The following is a 19,664-nucleotide window of genomic DNA, read 5'->3' as shown; positions in this document are numbered from 1 at the left end:
AAAGACGTAAAGTTTTTAGCACTATTTTGTTTTAAAATTGTATTGTCAATCCAATTGCCTGTCCTTAGTGGCCGGGTTTCTCAATTTCACAGCACTAAACCATTCAAAACGAAATCATTAACCTGTTTTAAGTATGTCTCAAAAAATTAATGTTGCAATCGTTGGACTAGGCTTCGGAGCCGAATTTATCCCCATTTATCAGCAACATCCCAATGCTAATATGTATGCCATTTGCCAGCGTACCGAGTCCAAGCTGAATGCCGTGGGCGACCAATATGGCATTGAAGTGCGCTACACAAGTTACGATGATCTTTTGAATGACCCGAATGTAGATGCGGTTCACATTAACTCCCCTATCCCCAACCACGCCGAGCAGACATTGAAAGCATTGCGCGCCGGCAAGCACGTGGCTTGCACAGTACCCATGGCAACAAGCGTGGAGGATTGCATTGAAATCGTAAAAGCCACCAAAGAATCAGGCAAAAAATATATGATGATGGAAACCGTGGTGTACGCCCGGGAATTTCTCTTCGTTAAAGAATTATATGAAAAAGGCGAGCTCGGCAAAGTTCAGTTCCTGAAAGCCAGCCACCAGCAGGACATGGAAGGCTGGCCTGATTACTGGCCTGGATTACCCCCGATGCACTACGCAACACACTGCGTGGGACCGGTAGCGGGCTTGCTCAAACTGGAAGCGGAGTACGTTTCCTGCTTTGGATCAGGAACGATCAGTGAAGATCTTGCCAAAATTCATAACTCGCCATTCGCAGTAGAATCGGCACATATTAAATTCAAAGACAGCGATTTGTCGGCATATGTGTACCGTTCATTGTTTGATGTGGCGCGTCAGTATCGCGAAAGCTTTGAAGTGTACGGAAGCAAAAAGTCATTTGAATGGCCATTGATAGAAGGTGAAGATCCTGTGATCCACACTGCGAAAAAACCTGAGCATGAAATCGCTGAAAAGGTCACTACGCCGGATTACGCACATTATCTGCCGCAGGAAATTCAGCATTTCACCGGCCACGGCGTGTATGATCTCGACGATAATTCGCACTTATCATTTGTACAGGGCGGCGGCCACGGAGGCTCGCACCCGCACCTCGCACACGAGTTTATCAGCGCACTGATCGAAGACCGCGAGCCGTTCCCGAATGCATGGCAGTCGGCCAACTGGACCAGCGTCGGAATCTTGGCGCACGAGTCGGCATTGCAAGGCGGCGCTTTGATACAACTGCCTGATTTTAAGGAATTGTCATAGTACCCGCCCTTCGACTGCGCTCCTTTAGTGACAAATGCTTGTCAGCCTGAGCGCAGTCGAAGGCACATGCACAACGCTCGATAGGGCTGACAACAAACATAGAAGCAAAAACAAAGTAATATAGTAGTCCAAAGTGAAGCTGGCAATAAAACCATTAAAGAGAAATTAACTAGATGAAAACCAAAGCGTTATCCTTTATACTTGGTATTGTCCTGCTGGGCTGTGCCGCTCAGCCGTCCTCCCAGAACGCGTCGGTAAAAAGCGCGTCGTCCAAAAGCGAAGCCGGGAAAGCACGCCGCCTGGAAATCCTTTTCCTGGGAGACAACGGCCATCACAAACCCGCCGAGCGCGTTCCGCAGATTATGGCGGCATTAGGCCCAAAAGGTTTCAACTTCACCTACACGGATGACCTGAATGACCTCAATCCTGAAACATTAAACAAATACGATGCATTGATGCTGTACGCAAACTGGGACTCTATCGCGCCTCAGCAAGCCAAAGCATTACTGGATTACGTTGCCAGCGGGAAAGGCTTTATTCCTATACATTGCGCAACCTATTGTTTCCGTAACAACCCGGAAGTGGTGAAGCTCATGGGCGGACAATTCTGGCGCCATACCTGGGACACGATCCAACCGGTGTGGACCAAACCTGACCATCCTGCGATCGCGGGTGTAAAGCCATTCAAAACGGTGGACGAGACGTACCTGCATACTTTATTGCAACCTGACAACATCGTCCTTACCGAGCGTTTGATCCAAAAAGATCAGGCAAAAGACAGACCTGGTCAGGAAAAAGAGCCTTACACCTGGGTGAGAACGCATGGTAAAGGACGGATTTTTTATACCGCTTACGGTCACGACGAGCGTACCTGGGGTGTTCCAGGTTTCCAGGATTTACTGGAAAAAGGGATATTGTGGGCTGTAAACGATGATGCGAAAAAAGCATTGGCAGCTTTGAACCCGAAACCATTTGAATACCGGGAAGCCAAACTTCCAAACTACGAGCAGCGCCCCGGACCGCAAATGCAGCAATTGCCTTTGTCGCCGGAGGAATCTGTAAAGCACATTCAAATCCCGGTTGACTTCACATTGGACGTTTTCGCGCATGAGCCTGACGTTATGCACCCGATCGCGATGACCTGGGACGAAAAAGGAAGATTATTTGTACTGATCACCAAGGATTATCCCAACGAACGCAAGGATACAGGCGGTAGCGATTACATTCTGATCTGTGAGGATACTAACAAAGATGGCAAGGCTGACAAGTTCACGAAATTCTCCGACGACCTCAGCATTCCAACCGGTTTGGTGTTTGCCAATGGCGGTTTGATCGTGTCTCAGGCTCCGCATATGTTGTTTTTGCAAGATACTAATGGTGATGACAAAGCCGATGTGAAGAAAATCCTCTTCTCAGGCTTCGGCACCGGCGATACCCATGCAGGGCCTTCGAACTTACATTATGGATTTGACAACTGGGTTTATGGATCAGTAGGTTACTCCGGGTTCAAAGGCAAAGTGGGAGTGAGCGATTCTCTTAACTTCGGCCAGGCGCTTTTCCGTTTCAAACCGGACGGTACCAACATGGAAATCGTTGCCAAAACTTCCAACAATACCTGGGGTTTAGGATTCAATGAGGCTGGTGATTTGTTTGGTTCTACTGCCAATAACTCACACGGGTGGTATAGTGCTATCCCAAACCGCTACTTCGGGGCCAGCAAGGTTGATAATGGAAGCCGCAGCACTGATACGCATAAAGACATGCAGCCTATCACGCCAAAAGTGCGTCAGGTTGACGTTTTTGGAGGTTTTACAGCCGCAGCCGGACATAATTTCTATACGGCAAGAGCTTATCCAAAGAAATACTGGAATAAAGTAGCATTCGTTTCCGAGCCAACCGGACATATTCTGCACCAGAATATCATGGCAAAAAAAGGCACCGATTTTGAAGATAACCTGGGCTTTAACTTATTGGCTGGCGCTGACGAATGGGTTGCTCCTGTATTTGCAGAAGTAGGTCCCGACGGTGCAGTGTGGGTAGCAGACTGGTACAGCTACATCATTCAGCATAATCCGACGCCGAAAGGTTCTGAAAATGGTAAAGGAAATGCTTACGAAACCGATTTGCGCGACTTTACCCACGGACGTCTATACCGCATTGGCTGGAAAGACGCACCTAAGTATACGCCGATCACATTGAGCAAAGACCGCCCGGAAGAATTGGTAGCGACTTTGAAAAACAACAATATGCTTTGGAGACAACATGCGCAACGCCTGCTGGTAGAGCGCGGCAATAAAGATGTTGTTGCAAAACTGGTTGAACTGGCAAAAGACAAATCCGTTGATGAACTAGGATTGAATACTGCCGTAATTCACGCATTGTGGACATTGGAAGGCTTAAAAGCCCTTGAAGATCCACAAGTGCTGGCAGTAGTAACGGAAGCTTTGAAACACCCATCGAATGATGTTCGCAAAACTGCCGTTCAGGTTCTGCCCCGCACTGCTGCTACTGCGCAGTCATTACTGGCCGTGGATGCATTGCATGACAAAGATCCGTTGGTTGTTTTGAATACATTACTGGCATTCTCCGAAATTCCTTTTACGCCTCAAATCGAAAGTGCGGTACTGGCGTTACTGGATTCTTATTCGCAGGCTGATGACCGCTGGATGCCGGATGCTTTCGCAGCGATATTGAATTCGCATGATGGTGCTTTACGTGAAAAATACCTCGCGCAACGCATCAGCAAGGCCGCATCATCCAATGCCTCTGCGCAAAAAGCTGAAACCGCCAAAGCAATGGATCATTCAACAATGAACCACGATGCACATTCGGCGAACAAAGTAACCGTGCAGGGTTCTGCTGAGCTGGCGATTACCAACATTACTATTGAGCCCACTACGCCTTATGTACGCGAGTATGCCCGCGTGATCATTGAAATCACCAACCAGGGAAGTGTTGCCGTTCCAAAAGAGCTGGTACCGGTCGTGAATGTGAACGTAAGAAGCCGCTCATTGAACACGAATTACATCAGCCGTCAGCTTAACACCGGTATTGCTCCGGGCGAAACCGTCAAGCTGGTGGAAGGAAACAATGGCCCGTGGAGAAGTGGGTTTGGCTTCACATCTGACGAAGCAGGGAAAGTAAGCGTGACTGCTACAGTCGACGTCGATAATGTGGTTCCTGAAAAAGATGAGAACAAAAACAATACATTAAGCAAAACATTTGAAGTACGTCGCCTCGACCGTCTTTCGGACTTTGCACTGGAACGTGCTTCACGTGGCTACACTTCCTATGCAAGCGGTAATGACGTGATTAAGCTGATAGAGACGGCGCAATCACTGGATCCGCAGGGACGCAATGCGGTGATGAAAGGAATCCTCGGCACGTGGAATCCAAAGCGTAAGGAAACTGCGAATGACGAGAGCCGCAAAGTGCTGGCTTCTGCAAAAGCTAATATTTCCGACGATTTGACCGCGAAGTTTACGACGCTTCTGGAATCGTACGGCGTGAAAGACGAAGCACCGGTTGACCCTAATGTACAGGTTGTGCAGATCAAGGCGATCCGTGAAGAAATGAAGTTCAGTGTGACGGAATTCACGGCTATTGCCGGTAAAACCGTTGAAATCGTTTTTGAAAACCCGGATGCCATGCAGCATAATGTGGTAGTAGGCCGGCCAAAATCGACTGAGATCATTGGCGCTGCCGCCGACAAAATGATCACTGCCAAAGACGGAGCTGAAAAAAATTATGTCCCTAACATTCCGCAGGTACTGGCAGCCTCGCCGCTGGTGAACCCCGGCCAAACTTTCCGTCTTAGATTCGTAGTACCGGACCAGATAGGCGACTACCCATTCGTATGTACGTTCCCAGGCCACTGGAGACTCATGAAAGGGGTGATGAAAGTCGTGAAAGACAAGCAGGGTTTATAAGCGCCTGATCAGCGTGGACTTGATGATAAAGCAAATCGCTTTTTTAATATTAATCCTGGGTGCCGGAATTGCCGGTGCCCAGGATTCTTTGCAAATAAACATTCCTGTTCCAAAAACTACCACAAAATGCCGGCTGGCAATTTGATTGCCTGATGAATAGCCATTACCTTGGTACTTCATCATTAATCTCAGTAAGCCGGATCATTTTGGAACAAAAGAATAACCTATCCTGGAAAATATGGATTGACACCGGCGGCACCTTTACAGACTGCCTGGCCATTGACCCAACTGGCAACAAAACCCGGATCAAAGTACTAAGTTCAAGCCGTTTGAGGGGAAGGATTACTGAGAAGATTAAAGCTTTCCAGTACCGTTTTGAGGCAAATTGGGAGTTTAATGATGATTTATTGATTGGTTATCAATTCCGTTTGCAAGGTCAAACCCAATTCAGCAAACTGGCAGCCATTGATCATCAAGAAAAAATACTGACGCTGGAAGACGACATTCCCTTCACGCATCCGGCTGATTTTGAAATAACGACAAACGAAGAAGCGCCTGTGCTGGCTGCTCGGCTACTTACCAAAACTCCGCTGAACAGCTCGTTTCCTCCCATTGAAATGCGCCTCGGTACCACCCGTGGAACCAATGCATTGCTGGAAAGAAAAGGTGCGAAAACCCTGCTAGTCGTTACAAAAGGTTTTAAAGACCTGCTTTACATTGGCAATCAGCAGCGGCCTTCGCTTTTTCAACTCAACATTCCCGAACCTAAATTGCTTTATTCCGATGTGCTCGAAGTCGATGAGCGGCTGGATGCATCCGGGAACATTTTGCAAGATTATATTGAAGAAAATAATGTACTACAGGACACCGGAACATACGAATCAGTTGCGATTTCTTTGCTGCATTCGTACCAGAATCCGGTTCATGAAACAGCCATTGCTGATGCGTTCAGAAGTCATGGCGTTAAATATGTGTCTTCATCATCCAGTCTGTTTCCATTTTCACATTACCTGCGGCGGACGCAAACCGCTGTTGTGAATGCTTATCTGGACCCGATTCTGGACCGGTACCTTCATAATATTCAAAGCGTTTTGAGCAACGGCACACTCAAAGTGATGACCAGTACGGGAAGCTTGGCAGACCTGAGCGGATTTCGTGCCAAAGACAGTTTGCTAAGCGGACCGGCCGGCGGAATGGTAGCAGCGACCAACCTTGCCCGGCGGCTGGGATTCCCGAAAGTAATCACATTCGACATGGGCGGTACCAGCACCGATACTGCATTGATAGACGGCCAGCCGGAATTAAAATATATTTCGGAAATTGACGGGATCGAGTTCCATAACCCCATGCTGGCCATTGAAACCGTTGCTGCCGGCGGAGGTTCCATTTGCTGGTTCGACGGCTTTTCATTGCAGGTAGGGCCGGAAAGTGCCGGTGCCAATCCGGGGCCTGCATGCTACGGAGCAGGTGGCCCACTCACGATCACCGACGTAAATCTCTTGCTGGGCAAACTGGACGCCGCCAAGTTCGGTATACCAGTCCACCCCGAAGCAGCAGTCGCAAAACTTGACTTACTGGCAAAATCCATTGAGGAACGTACCGGCAACAAACTCACATTCCGTGAACTGCTCACCGGCCTGGAAAGGATCGCTAATGAGAAAATGGCCGATGCAATCCGTAAAATTTCAGTTGCAAAAGGCATTAGTCCCCACGATTATTCGCTCGTTACTTTTGGCGGTGCGGGCGGGCTTCATAGCTGCCAGCTGGCTGAGTTGCTGGATATGGACACGGTCATCATTCCGTACGACGCCGGGCTTTTCAGTGCGGTCGGTATGGGCGAGGCATTGATCAGTACCATTGTTTCCAAACAAATATTGCTTCCCTGGACAGAAGCGGAATCCCGCATTGAAATATGGAAAAATGATCTGATCCATTCGGCAGCGCTATCCATTCGGGCGCAGGGCGTGGAAGGTTATGAAGTTGCTTTTTGTTATGTATACCTCCGTTTTGCCGGGCAAGAAAATACGATTGAAACTGCATACGATGGTAGCGACACTTTACTGGCTTTTGAGAAAGCATACAAAACCCAATTCGGCTACTATCCCCAAAACCTGAGCATTGAACTGGAAAGCATTAAACTGAAAGTCCAGGAAAAAACAGCATTTAGGGAAACTGAATCAATCAAAAAAGACGGACTGACGATCCAACCTACCAGACAGGTTATTCCTTTTTTTGAAATAGAAAATAAGAACGACCCGGTTGGAATTTTTGAGTGGGATACTGTCACACCCGGAGGACAGATCAATGGTCCGGCGATTTTGCTGAACAATACTTCAACTTCCTTTATTCCAAAAGGTTGGAAACTGGTCATTCAGGATAAAAAAGATGCCATTGCATTCAGGGATACTTCTTCGAAAATGGATGCGGATAGTCATCGGGAGGAAGTAGCGCTGCAGCTTTTCACCAATCGTTTTAATGCTATAGCCGAAGAAATGGGCGTGCAGCTGCAAAGGACAGCGTTTTCGGTGAATGTAAAGGAAAGGCTGGATTTTTCGTGTGCATTGCTCGACGCGGAAGGTGAATTGCTTGTGAATGCGCAACACATTCCGGTGCATTTGGGTAGTATGGGAATTTGTGGCAGGCTTGTGAGGGCGGCGATTCCTATTGGCCCGGGTGACGTGATTATCACTAATCACCCAGGGTACGGCGGTTCGCATTTGCCCGATATCACATTGATTTCCGGTGTTTTTACCAATGAAAATCAATGTATCGGATACGTGATCAACAGGGCGCACCACGCGGAAATCGGTGGAAAAACTCCTGGTTCTATGCCGCCGGATGCTACTTACCTCGCAGAAGAAGGTGTGGTCATATTACCGCAATACCTGGTGCGCGCCAATGAATTTCAATGGGATACGATCAGTGCACTTTTCATGACTGGCCCCTATCCTACCCGGTCGTTTATTTCCAATGAAGCCGACATCATTGCAGCATTGTCGGCCTTGCGAAAAGGGAGCCAGCAACTTTTGAAACTGGTAGAAATTCACGGTCTTTCAGAAGTAAAGAAGTACATGTCGCTCCTCAAAGAAAGTACCGTCCAACAATTGCAAACCGCACTTTTGCCACTGCATAACCAAACATTTGAGGCCACTGAATACCTGGATGACGGCCATTGCATTCAGGTAAAAATCAATGTCACACCGACCAGGCAGATTTTCGATTTTACCGGAACATCGGCAGTTCATCCCAATAATCTCAACGCGAACATTTCGATTTTATACAGCGCCATTCTGTACGTTTTGCGGCTGCTGGTCGATAAAGAAATTCCATTGAATGATGGCTTAATGAAAAATGTGGAGATCCAACTTCCCAAAAACAGCTTCCTCCATCCCGATTTTTCAGACGATCCGCAACATTGTCCTGCCGTAGTGGGCGGCAATACAGAAGTCAGCCAGCGGTTGGTGGATACATTGTTGAAAGCATTCGGACTCGCGGCTTGCAGCCAGGGGACGATGAACAATTTTCTTTTCGGAAATGATCAGTTTGGTTATTACGAAACAATTGGTGGCGGAGTAGGCGCGGGAAAAACTTTCCCAGGAAGGTCAGCCGTGCACCAGCATATGACCAATACCCGCATTACCGATCCCGAGCAACTGGAACGCAAGTATCCCGTACGGCTACTGGAATTCGGCGTTCGCAAAAATTCGGGCGGAAAAGGACAGTTCAAAGGAGGCGACGGCATCGTAAGAAAAGTGGAATTCCTCGCGCCTTTGCAAGTAACATTGCTCGGACAACATCGCCGATCTGCGCCTTACGGTTTGAATGGCGGGGCAAACGGGCAATGTGGCAAACATACATTGGTTTCGGGGCAGGTAGTGAGAGAATTGCCGGGAATTTCCAGTTTAATGGTCGAAGCAGGTGATATTCTGACAATTGAAACACCGGGCGGCGGCGGCTTTGGGAATGAGTAAGCCTTATTAATTCGTGGCAACAAAAAAGCAAAACGATGTCCTCTAAATCCTCCAAAGCCCTGCTAGGCGCAGCTTTCCTGATGGCCACTTCCGCAGTAGGACCAGGTTTCCTGACGCAGACGACCGTGTTTACAGAACAGCTCATGACCAGCTTCGGCTTCATTATCCTGCTATCGATCATCATTGATCTTTGTGTGCAGTATAACATCTGGCAGGTCATTACCGTGTCAGGCAAACGCGCTCAGGATCTCGCTAACGAACTTTTCCCCGGCCTCGGATATTTTCTGGCTTTGCTGATAGTAGTCGGCGGACTGGCGTTCAACATTGGCAATGTGGCTGGTGCCGGACTGGGAATTGAAGCGATGACGGGAGTTCCCGTGCAGACCGGCGCGGTAGTGAGTGCGGGCGTGGCGATCACCGTTTTTCTGTTTAAGGAAGCGGGTAAGGTCATGGATACCTTTGCCAAAATCCTCGGATTTCTGATGATCCTGTTGATCCTGTACATTGCATTCACTTCTCACCCTCCCCTCGGCGAGGCGATAACACATACATTCTTTCCTCAAAAATTCGATCCTATCGCCACGCTTACCCTCGTAGGCGGGACCGTGGGCGGCTACATTTCCTTCGCAGGTGCCCACCGCCTGCTCGACTCAGGCGTACGCGGAGAATCTTCTCTTTCACAGGTTAACAAAAGTGCTTCCACCGGTATTCTGGTCACGGCTATCATCCGCTACCTGCTGTTTCTGGCCACATTAGGCATACTACTCGCGAGTGCGAAAATCAATCCCGGCAATCCCGCAGCTTCGGTTTTTGAAAATGCGGCTGGTGGTTTTGGAAAGCAATTATTTGGGCTAATGATCTGGGCGGCGGCCATTACTTCGGTGGTCGGCGCGGCTTACACTTCCATTTCGTTTTTGCGGTCATTTCATCCTTTTCTGGATAAGTACCACACGTATCTTACCATTGTTTTTATTCTAATTTCAACAGTTGTCTTCCTTTTGGTAGGGCGGCCTGTCAGGATTTTGATATTCGTGGGGACGTTAAACGGTTTCGTTTTACCGATAGCCCTCGCCATTATCCTCATCGCCAGCCGCAAATCCCGACTAGTAGGAAGCTACAAACATCCATTGGCATTGCAGGTGGCGGGTTGGGTAGTTGTGGGGGTTTTGATTGGTATGGGGGTGTTGGGGCTTAATGGCTGATCCGGCTTGATCCCGCAACCCAGGACTGAAGTCCTGGGCTAAGCGACCCTGCGCCACTTTCGATTTTTACATTTTTTCCAAAAAAACTTTCACAAAAAATTGCGCAACTCAAAAGTTGCATATATATTTGCAACCACAGAGTTGCGTATTATATAATAACATAATGAAAGGAGACATTTTTCAAGCAATTGCAGACCCGACCAGAAGGGCGATTTTGGTACTCATCGCCGCTCAATCTATGACGCCTAACGCGCTGGCTCAGCATTTTGACACAACCAGACAGGCGGTTTCGAAGCACATCAAAGTCCTGGCCGATTGTGAGCTGCTCACGCAGGCCAAGACCGGGAGAGAAATTCATTATTATTTCAATGGTGTAAAAATGAAGGAATTAGACCACTGGCTTGCTCAGTTCAAAAAGCACTGGGAAGACCGTTTCAATCAACTGGATCAAGTATTAATCAACCTAAATTCAAATAACCAATGAAAACTGACCTGTTAGTTAATTTTTCTGTCGACAAGGAAAATAACAAAATCAATGTAGAAAGAGAATTCGCGGCACCTGTTGCCAATGTATGGGCTGCATGGACCCAGAGTAATATTCTCGATCAATGGTGGGCTCCAAAACCATGGAAGGCCAGAACAAAAAGTATGGATTTCAAGGAAGGCGGTCACTGGCTGTACGCAATGGTAGGGCCGGAAGGCGAAGAGCATTGGGCCAGACTCGATTACAAATCCATATCTCCACTGAAAAGTTTTACAGGGATAGACGCATTCTGCGACGCAGAAGGAAATCTTAACCCTGCCTTTGGGAGATCTACCTGGACCAACGAGTTCACAGGTGCGTCTGATTCCACCACGGTGTCTATCAGCATTCAGTATGATAACCTTGCGGATCTGGAACAAATTATTCAGATGGGCTTTAAAGAAGGGTTTCTTGCCGCAATGGAAAATTTGGACGAAATTTTTCAGAAATAAAATAAGCCTGCCTGTAACGTTACACATGCAAACGTTACAGGCAGGCTTATACTTTCTATAATTCCGTCAGGCAGAAATCTCTTTGCGAGCGACCATATAATAGACCGGAATACCCAGTAGCACAATGATCAGTCCCGGCCAGGTGTACTCAGGTTTGTAAATGATGAGCAGCACACAAAATGCGATACCCATTACAATGTAAATGATCGGCAGAAATGGATAGCCAAACGCTTTGTAAGGTCTTTCCGCATCCGGCCGCTTTTTACGAAGTATGAAAATTCCAATGATCGTGAGCATGTAAAATACTACTACCACGAAAGAAATCATATCCAGCAAGTTACCATACTTGCCGCTCAATGCCCACAACGAAGCGATGATACATTGGATCCACAGTCCGAATTCAGGAACTGAGTTTTTGTTCAAAACCCCTACTTTCTTAAAAAACAATCCGTCTTTGGCCATCGAGTAATAAACCCTGGCGCCCGACATAATCAATCCATTATTGCAGCCAAATGTGGAAATCATGATCATGACTGCAATAATGATCGTTCCTGAGCTTCCGAAAATCACATTGGATGCCGTTACTGCCACACGGTCTTTATCCGAAGAAGCGATTTCCTGCAATGATAAAACGCCGGTGTACATCACATTGGTCATCACATAAATGATGGTCACAATGATTGTTCCCAATGCAAGGCTCAACCCGATATTGCGCTGCGGATTCTTAATTTCCCCAGCGATAAAAGTTACATTATTCCACGAGTCGCTACTAAAAATTGAGCCCACCATGGACGCTGCTATCGCTCCGAAAGCCGCAATGGTTGTCAGGGAAGCCACGCTTCCGTCCACATTCAGCTTGTGCAAATCCCACATGGTGGCCGAATCCCAGTTGGCCGCCCATATTTCAGGTTTCATGAAAAGCAAGCCGAATACGATCAGGCCAAGAAGGCTTAACAGTTTGGTCAGCGTGAAAGTAGTTTGAATGATTTTTCCGCTGTTGACACCACGTGTATTGATAAACGTCAACAAAACGATGACTACAATGGACAGTAACTGGGCGGGGGAAATTTTGAGAAAACCTAAATCAAGCGCCACAATGTCTTCGCTGAATTGCGGTAGCAGATAGGCGGTAAATTTAGCAAATGCAACCGCCACGGCAGCAATGGTCGCCGTTTGGATCACCGTAAAAAAGCTCCAACCGTACAGAAAGCTGATCAGCGGATTGTATGCTTCTTTGAGATAAATATACTGGCCGCCCGCTTTCGGAAACATGGCACTCAGCTCTCCGTAACTCAATGCAGCCGTAAGCGTCATAAATCCCGTGATCAGCCAGACAAACATCAGCCAGCCCACACTTCCGGTATTTCGCACGATGTCTGCGCTGACAATAAAAATGCCCGATCCGATCATGCTACCGGCAACGAGCATTGTAGCGTCTACAAGACCCAATGTGGGTTTAAAGGAATTGCTGTCCGAAGGCATAAAAAGTTTAAGAGTTAGTTGTCAGGTGTTAATATCTCTAAGCTACAATATTATAATTCCACAGCCAATATTTTATCGCAGGTGCGCGAAAATGACCAATAACCGCCAACCATTGACTATTGTTTGTTAGCTGATGACGATTGACCATCGACAGTCGACCATGGTCAATCGTCAATCGTCAATTTCACAACACCTGAAACCCGAACGCATACGGATCTTCTTCGTCGTCAATAAAAATCGTATTGTAGCCCGTCACGACTGCCCAACCTTCGATGCCCGGAATGATGGCAGGTTTGCCTGCGATGGTAACCTCCTCCTCCACTGTGCCTGTAAATTTGGAACCAATGATGCTTTCGTGAATAAATTGATCGCCTTGTTTCAGTTTGCCCTTGGCATGCCATTGGGCCATTCTGGCCGAAGTACCGGTGCCGCAGGGAGATCTGTCGATGGCTTTATCTCCATAAAAAACCGCATTACGTGCAGTAGATGTCGGGTCTAATGTCGCCCCTGTCCAGAGGAAGTGGCTCAGGCCGTTGATATGTTCGTTTTCAGGATGGACGAATTTATATTGCTCGTTCATTCGCTGACGACAAACCCTGCTCCAACTGATCAATTGATCGGCAGTATAGTTTTCAATGCCTTTGAAATTCTCCTGTGGATCGACGATAGCATAAAAGTTACCTCCGTAAGACACATCCACAGTCAATGTACCGAGATCAGGACATTCCACCTGCAAATTCTCAGCAGCCAGAAACGACTTAATGTTAATCAGCTTGACTGATTTAACTTTTTTACCTTCCTGAACATATTCTACTAAAACAAGTCCTGCAGGTGTTTCCAACCGTAGCTTGCCCGGAATTTTGGGTGTTACCAGGCCTTCCTCGATCGCAATAGTTACAGTACCGATCGTTCCGTGGCCACACATCGGCAGGCAACCACTGGTTTCAATGTACAATACACCAATATCGTTGGCAGGATCAACGGGTGGGTACAATATGCTACCACTCATCATGTCGTGCCCGCGTGGCTCGAACATCAGCCCTTTTCTGATCCAATCGAATTCTTTGAGAAAATGAAGCCTACGCTCCATCATGCTATTACCCTGCAAAAGTGGCCCGCCGCCCGCTACGACACGCACGGGATTGCCACAGGTATGGGCATCAATGCAAAAAAATGTTTTACGCATAACTTTGGCTTTCGGCCGTCGGCTATCAGCTTTCGGCCTCTGATATTTTTTACTTGACAGCCGACGGCCGATCGCCGACAGCCCCATTCGTTACCTCATTATTTACTGTTCTGAAAATAGCCAACGGATTTTCATTTTTCAATTCGTCAGGCAAAAATTCATCCGGCCAGTTCTGGAAACTCAATGGTCTCACAAAACGCTTGATCGAATCGGCACCGACAGATGTAAACTGGCTGGTGCTCGACGATGGGAATGGCCCGCCGTGGTGCATGGATTTACAAACTTCCACGCCAGTAGGGAAATTATTAAAAATGATCCGTCCACATTTAGTCTGAATCACTGCAACGAGTTCCTGATAGGTCGCAAGGTCTTCACCAGTCGCCAGCAATGTAGCGGTAAGCTGCCCATGTACTTTACCTGCAACTGCCAGCAGCTCCTCGGCATCCTTACATTTAACAATTAACGCAAATGGCCCAAAAACCTCCTGCTGCAAGTCATCATTGATCAAAAAGTCAATTCCTGAAACCGTCGCGACAGTAGCAGCACCCTGGCCTTCCGCTGCTTCGGCGGTCGCGACAGCGAGCAATTCTACCCCAGATTGGGTCATCACTTTTTGGCGATTGCCCGTGTATCCTTTTGCTATACCTGCATTGAGCATTGGAGCAGGCACTATTTTCAGTATTTCCTCAGTCAATGCCTCCGCGAATTCTTCAAGTCCGGGTCCATCAAGGCTTATCAGTAATCCGGGATTGGTACAGAACTGGCCTACACCCAAAGTCAGTGAGGCGGCATATTGCTTGGCTGTCTCGCTGGCAGAAGTATTTAGTTTTCCGGGTAAGAGAAATACCGGATTAATGCTGCCCATTTCGGCGAAAACCGGAATCGGTTCAGGACGCTTGTTGGCAATGTCCACCAACGCCAGTCCGCCACGGTTTGATCCCGTAAATCCAACAGCTTTGATCACCGGGTGACTTACAAGTGCCTGAGCCTCTTCATTGGTTTCACAAAAAATATGAGCAAATGTTCCTTCTGGAAAACCACTTTTCTCCACCGCACGACTGATCGCGTCAGCCATGATCTGCGAAGTTTTAGGATGGCCCGGATGTGCTTTTACCACCACCGGGCAACCCGCGGCGATGGCACTGGCCGTGTCACCGCCCGCTGTCGAAAATGCAAACGGGAAGTTACTCGCTCCAAAAACAGCCACAGGGCCTAGTCCGACATTGGTTTTTCTGATATCCGGCTTGGGCGGTGTACGCTCTGCATTGGCGGTATCAATGCTGGCGTCCAGCGACTGGCCACGCTCTACAGCATCGGCATAGCTGCGCCATTGAAATATGGTCCTTCCTTTTTCTCCAGCCAGACGTGCTTCGGGCAGGTTCGATTCTGCCATGGCGGTCTGGATCAGTTCCGGACCAAGGGCTTCAATTTCATCCGCAACAACCCGCATGAAAGCCACTCGTTTTGAGATGGAATAGGTGTTGATGATGTTAAACGCTTCCTGTGATTTTTCAAGAATGCTTTCCAATGTATGCTTTGATGTAGTCATAGTTAAATACAGGATCTCAATTTATTTCAAAAGTAACTGATTACGCAATGCCAACATTCTCATGTATTAATCATTTACTGACCAATTTTAACATAAACAGCATTTCTGTCAAGGCTTGTTTTCGACGAATACAACCTGCGCGCGGTCCGCTTTTCGGATTTTTTTAAGAAAGTCTAACCACGCAGGAAAATCTTTGGCATCATACCTTCCGCCATTCATTATTACTTTTCGCGAACAAACGAGCCTGTTATTTTCAAAAACGGCCCGGGATTCGTAGGAACCAAAAATTGAACTGATTTGAGCCGAAGGTAAGGTTGTTTCCATTTTATAAGTCACTGGAACCTGATAAGATACTGTATCAAGATCGGTAAAGTTGTACTCAGACAATGGCAGGTAAAAATCGCTTGTGCGCTCAGAAACAGCGGGTAGTTCAAAAGGTCGGCTTAACAGGCTCGGTTTGATGAACAAGCGTGTCCCCGTTTTCGTTGCACAGTTCCGCACATTCAACGTCAGCTTTTCAGTGATCGTCGGCTCCTGTTCTTTATTTTCCAGCAGCTCAAAACGTTGCAAATCAAGACTTGGCAGGTTAATGTGATTGATGAGCCATTTCTTTTGCTCTTCTTTGTTTCCATTGTGCAGTACACTCGATCTGGACTCCTGCTGTAATCCGGTATAGAGCACCTGCACGTCCACGATACCATCGCCGGTTTCTTCCAGATTAACGTTGGCTTTGCTTTTTCGAATGTTCTGTGGCGACTTATAATCTATAGTTGAAACCAGTTTTCCTCCCTGCGGCATCACAAGCAAGGCGTGCCTACCACCTGTGAACGTGCCCATAAAATTAGGACGGGAGGTTTGATCGGTACATTCAAGCCACACCGTATCCTTTGCAATAATGGCGCACGCGATCACATGGTTGAACTGGCTGCTGGGAAAATCAGCCTTAATTTTTTCCTCCTCCCCCGCACGAATCAGCGCTGCATGGCACGTTATTCCCGCAGACCTAAGTGCTGCCAATGTGAAATTGGTCAATGCTTTGCAATCCCCGTATCCTTTGCCTGCTACCGTTGTAGCATCGATCGTCTGCCAGCCACCGATACCCAGCTGAACGCTCACATAGCGCGATCTAGCCTGCATCCATTTGTAGATCAGCTCCACTTTTTCACGGTCCGATTTGGCGTCTTTGATAACCGTCTTAATTTCCGCCACCGTTGCTGGTGGAAGTGCGTCCCTACCCGCATTTAATGCGTAGTAAAATTTACTGAGATCTTCCCAGCTATTGAAATTCCCCTGGTAATCCTGGATCTCAAAGTCTGTCGGCGCCGCCATAACCAGGGGCGACTGATCCATTAATGGTAAGGGGTAGAGATCGTTTTTCTTCACAACAGGTTTGTTATCCATCACCCATTGATAGAGATCGCTACCCGCTTCGGTCTTTTTCACAACTGCTGCGACGCCATTGTACTCCTTATACCTAAATCTAAATCCGGCCGGCGTTTTAATTGTGTAAGATGCATGCTCCACTGCGGCACTGGCATCGGCAAGTGGCATCCACGAAGGATAAAACATCATGTTCCTTTTCTTCGATTCGTAGCTGAATTCAATGGTATAGGGATATGCATAAGCCTTTTTTCCAAACCCGGCCGTCTTGATCCGTGCATCAGTAATGTCATCACTGCCTAATCCATAGCCAAAATCCTGAATGTCAGCGTTTTTAAGCTTTTTGATTAGCTTGCCGTCTGCATTGTACAGTTTGCCATTTATATCTGTAATTTTAGTAAACTTGTCATATCCAATGCTCAACTGGCCGTACAATGCTTCTCCTCTTTCATTAAATATGGTCACAATTGAATGTTCACTCAGTCGAGCTTCTCCTATTGATTCTATTTCCCAAACTGTTTCGCTGAGACGCACTACTGCATCTGCTTCCTTAACAATATCCGGTTTGATTTTGCTAACACTTAAATCCGATTGAGCATTTACGATCGATGAAATAATCATCGCCCAAAAAAATGCAGTCTTAACAAACAATAACTTGATTCGCATCACAAATGGAGATGTATTAATTGCCCTTTTTCTTAATTACCAGAGGTTGTGAGTGTTTCTTTACGACCCTGTCAAAGAATTCTCTGAGACCCGCATATTCCGTCGGCAAGAATTTAATCTTATTAATGGTCACTTTGCTACTGACCTGTATAATGTTACCATCCTGCTTTACCTGATATAAGAACTTAGCCGCACCCCCAGGTAGACTGATTACTTCCGATTTGGGCATTTCCTCAATAACATACCCATCAGGTAATGTATATTTTCCAAGAAAAGAGGTCGCGATATTGGTCGTAAAGTCTAACGGGTATATTCTGTTTACTGATTTAAGAGGATTGTCCTCCATTTTACCTGCCAGCATTGGATTAAAATAAAATAATCCGGCAGCAGCTGTCTCAACATCAGTTTCAAATTCACATTTCAAACTCACCGGCAATTCCAACTTTTCCGACTTGTTTGACACATTCAGCTGTTCGATTTTCCAGTCGGGAAATTCCCTTTTAAAATCATCATCAAGTTGCGTTTTTTCCGATTCGTCCGCATATTGCTCCCGCCAATCCAATGCCTGATAACCGCCCAATGAGGCACTGTACCAACCTTTTAAACTACCTTCATCAGGTATTATTTCTGCCTCGATAATTTCCAACTTGTTTCTGGAATCCTTTGGTATAATTTCAAGGAACTCGCCCTGATACTCTTTAGGAATAAGCCGGCCCAAACCATTCAATGCATGCTCCGGTACAGATCCTAGTCGCATATACTGCTGAGTAGCATCAAGCAAATATTCAATGCTATCTATTTTGACCCGACAAATGATGTAGTTGAAACTTTCAAGAGAAGGGAATTCCTTAAAAATCCGTCCATGGGAGCGTGTACTCAACAGTACAGGGTCGCACTCCAATCCGGCCTTGCGCAATAACCCAAGAAGCAACATATTAACGGCAGCTGCATTCCCTTTCCTATTTTCGTATGCTTTTTTTAGTTCGGGTATGGGATACAAGCCACTGGTTTTATCCCATTTCATAGCTCTTTTTATGTGGTTATACCCAATATTCATCTTTTCGACCTTACTTATTTTATTCCCCCAAAAAGACTCAGGTACTTCTTTTCCAAATGGCATTTTATTGGTCTCCGGTGCAAACCAGGGTGAGTTTCTAAGTCCCCGATCCACCTGATCCCATGTTTCCGTAAATTGTTCCGTAATAATCCCGGCAACTTTATATCCCGACGGCTCAAAGCTTACTTTAGAAATGTAGTCTGTGTCCGTGGTAATGTAAGGTTCATTAATGAATGCGGGCGAATCCTTAACTACCAACCTGTAGGCCGTACCTGTACCATCATATAATTTCTCCCCAAAGGACATGTCGACCGACTGAGATCTATTGATATGAAATGGAAGGTAACCTCCCAATGTGATGTGATATTGAAGAAAGTTGGGAATAGACACGCGATACTCACTCCATTTGATAGGGGCGGTCCCTTGAAAAGCCCACATCTCAGGAGCATTTTGGACAGCGAGAGGAGTGCTGCGTGTATAAGTATATTCTAATATTGATCCCTTCTTTACATTGGGAAGATTAAATTTTTTGATTAAATAAAAGTCAGCTGCCTTCTCAATTTGAATAGACTTCTTGTCCATCGCGGTGGCGACTATTTCATTTTTATCAAGATTGTAAACATACCCGTCAATATCATCCAGCTTTTCTTTTTCAGATAACTTCGACCCCTCGTAATAAGGTAATGATACACTCGCCCGATTCAGGGCTGATTCTTTGAGAATTTTTATCCTTACCCAGGTTTTCATTTTAATAACAAACCCTTTGTAAGCGTCAAGCGCAAATGTCGCCTCGCCATAGTCGTAAAGAAATACAGCGTCGGCAGTACTGTCTCCTGGAAACTCGGTCATTTCGAGCGAAGCTTTGTCTATCACACCAAATGTTGGCTTGAAATCGTCCTGGCCTAAAACAGTGAATGAAATGAATAATAATGGAAGGATGAACACTTTGAGGTTCGCAAAGCAGAGCTTTCTTTGCCGAAGTAAAGAGTAAGCCATAAAAAAAACT

Annotated in this window: 11 protein-coding genes; 6 read left to right on the top strand and 5 right to left on the bottom strand. The window is 46.7% G+C overall.

Annotated features, from left to right (window positions below; genetic code table 11):
* The first annotated feature begins 133 nt into the window (after positions 1-133).
* The 6 genes from ON006_RS28105 (at position 134) to ON006_RS28080 (ending at position 11,338) form a co-directional block, all read left to right on the top strand.
* Positions 134-1,261 (top strand): Gfo/Idh/MocA family protein, encoded by a 1,128-nt coding sequence (locus ON006_RS28105; protein ID WP_244821513.1) that lies wholly within the window; start codon positions 134-136, stop codon positions 1,259-1,261.
* Positions 1,262-1,434: 173 nt separating this feature from the next.
* On the top strand, positions 1,435-5,190 hold the full coding sequence (locus ON006_RS28100; protein WP_244821512.1) for a PVC-type heme-binding CxxCH protein: 3,756 nt from the start codon (positions 1,435-1,437) through the stop codon (positions 5,188-5,190).
* 152 nt (positions 5,191-5,342) lie between these two features.
* Entirely contained in the window at positions 5,343-9,161 is a 3,819-nt protein-coding gene (locus ON006_RS28095) for a hydantoinase B/oxoprolinase family protein (protein WP_244821511.1), read from the top strand.
* A gap of 35 nt (positions 9,162-9,196) precedes the next feature.
* Positions 9,197-10,363, top strand: coding sequence for an NRAMP family divalent metal transporter (locus ON006_RS28090; protein WP_244821510.1), 1,167 nt, complete (start codon positions 9,197-9,199; stop codon positions 10,361-10,363).
* Between the two features lie 163 nt (positions 10,364-10,526).
* A complete protein-coding gene (locus ON006_RS28085; RefSeq protein ID WP_244821509.1) occupies positions 10,527-10,847 on the top strand; it encodes an ArsR/SmtB family transcription factor in 321 nt (106 codons plus the stop codon).
* Entirely contained in the window at positions 10,844-11,338 is a 495-nt protein-coding gene (locus tag ON006_RS28080) for an SRPBCC family protein (protein WP_244821508.1), read from the top strand. Before ON006_RS28085 ends, ON006_RS28080 begins: the two co-directional genes overlap by 4 nt.
* Positions 11,339-11,404: 66 nt before the next feature.
* Here ON006_RS28080 and ON006_RS28075 read toward each other — a convergent pair whose 3' ends face one another.
* The 5 genes from ON006_RS28075 to ON006_RS28055 all read right to left on the bottom strand — a co-directional run bounded on the left by ON006_RS28075 (position 11,405) and on the right by ON006_RS28055 (position 19,654).
* Positions 11,405-12,820 (bottom strand): APC family permease, encoded by a 1,416-nt coding sequence (locus ON006_RS28075; protein WP_244821507.1) that lies wholly within the window; start codon positions 12,818-12,820, stop codon positions 11,405-11,407.
* 184 nt (positions 12,821-13,004) lie between these two features.
* Positions 13,005-14,006 carry a 4-hydroxyproline epimerase gene (locus tag ON006_RS28070; RefSeq protein ID WP_244821506.1) on the bottom strand — a complete coding sequence of 334 codons (1,002 nt, stop codon included), beginning with the start codon at positions 14,004-14,006 and terminating at the stop codon, positions 13,005-13,007.
* A 49-nt stretch (positions 14,007-14,055) separates the two neighbouring features.
* Positions 14,056-15,555, bottom strand: a complete 1,500-nt coding sequence (locus ON006_RS28065; protein WP_244821505.1) for an aldehyde dehydrogenase (NADP(+)) — start codon at positions 15,553-15,555, stop codon at positions 14,056-14,058.
* A gap of 108 nt (positions 15,556-15,663) precedes the next feature.
* Complete coding sequence (locus ON006_RS28060) at positions 15,664-17,556, bottom strand: DUF3857 domain-containing protein (protein WP_244821504.1); 1,893 nt, start codon at positions 17,554-17,556, stop codon at positions 15,664-15,666.
* A gap of 61 nt (positions 17,557-17,617) precedes the next feature.
* Positions 17,618-19,654, bottom strand: coding sequence for a DUF3857 domain-containing protein (locus ON006_RS28055; RefSeq protein WP_244821503.1), 2,037 nt, complete (start codon positions 19,652-19,654; stop codon positions 17,618-17,620).
* Positions 19,655-19,664 lie beyond the last annotated feature (10 nt).

This window comes from Dyadobacter pollutisoli (genome assembly GCF_026625565.1).
Lineage (GTDB): Bacteria > Bacteroidota > Bacteroidia > Cytophagales > Spirosomataceae > Dyadobacter > Dyadobacter pollutisoli.
This window is presented reverse-complemented; position numbering and strand designations above follow the sequence as displayed.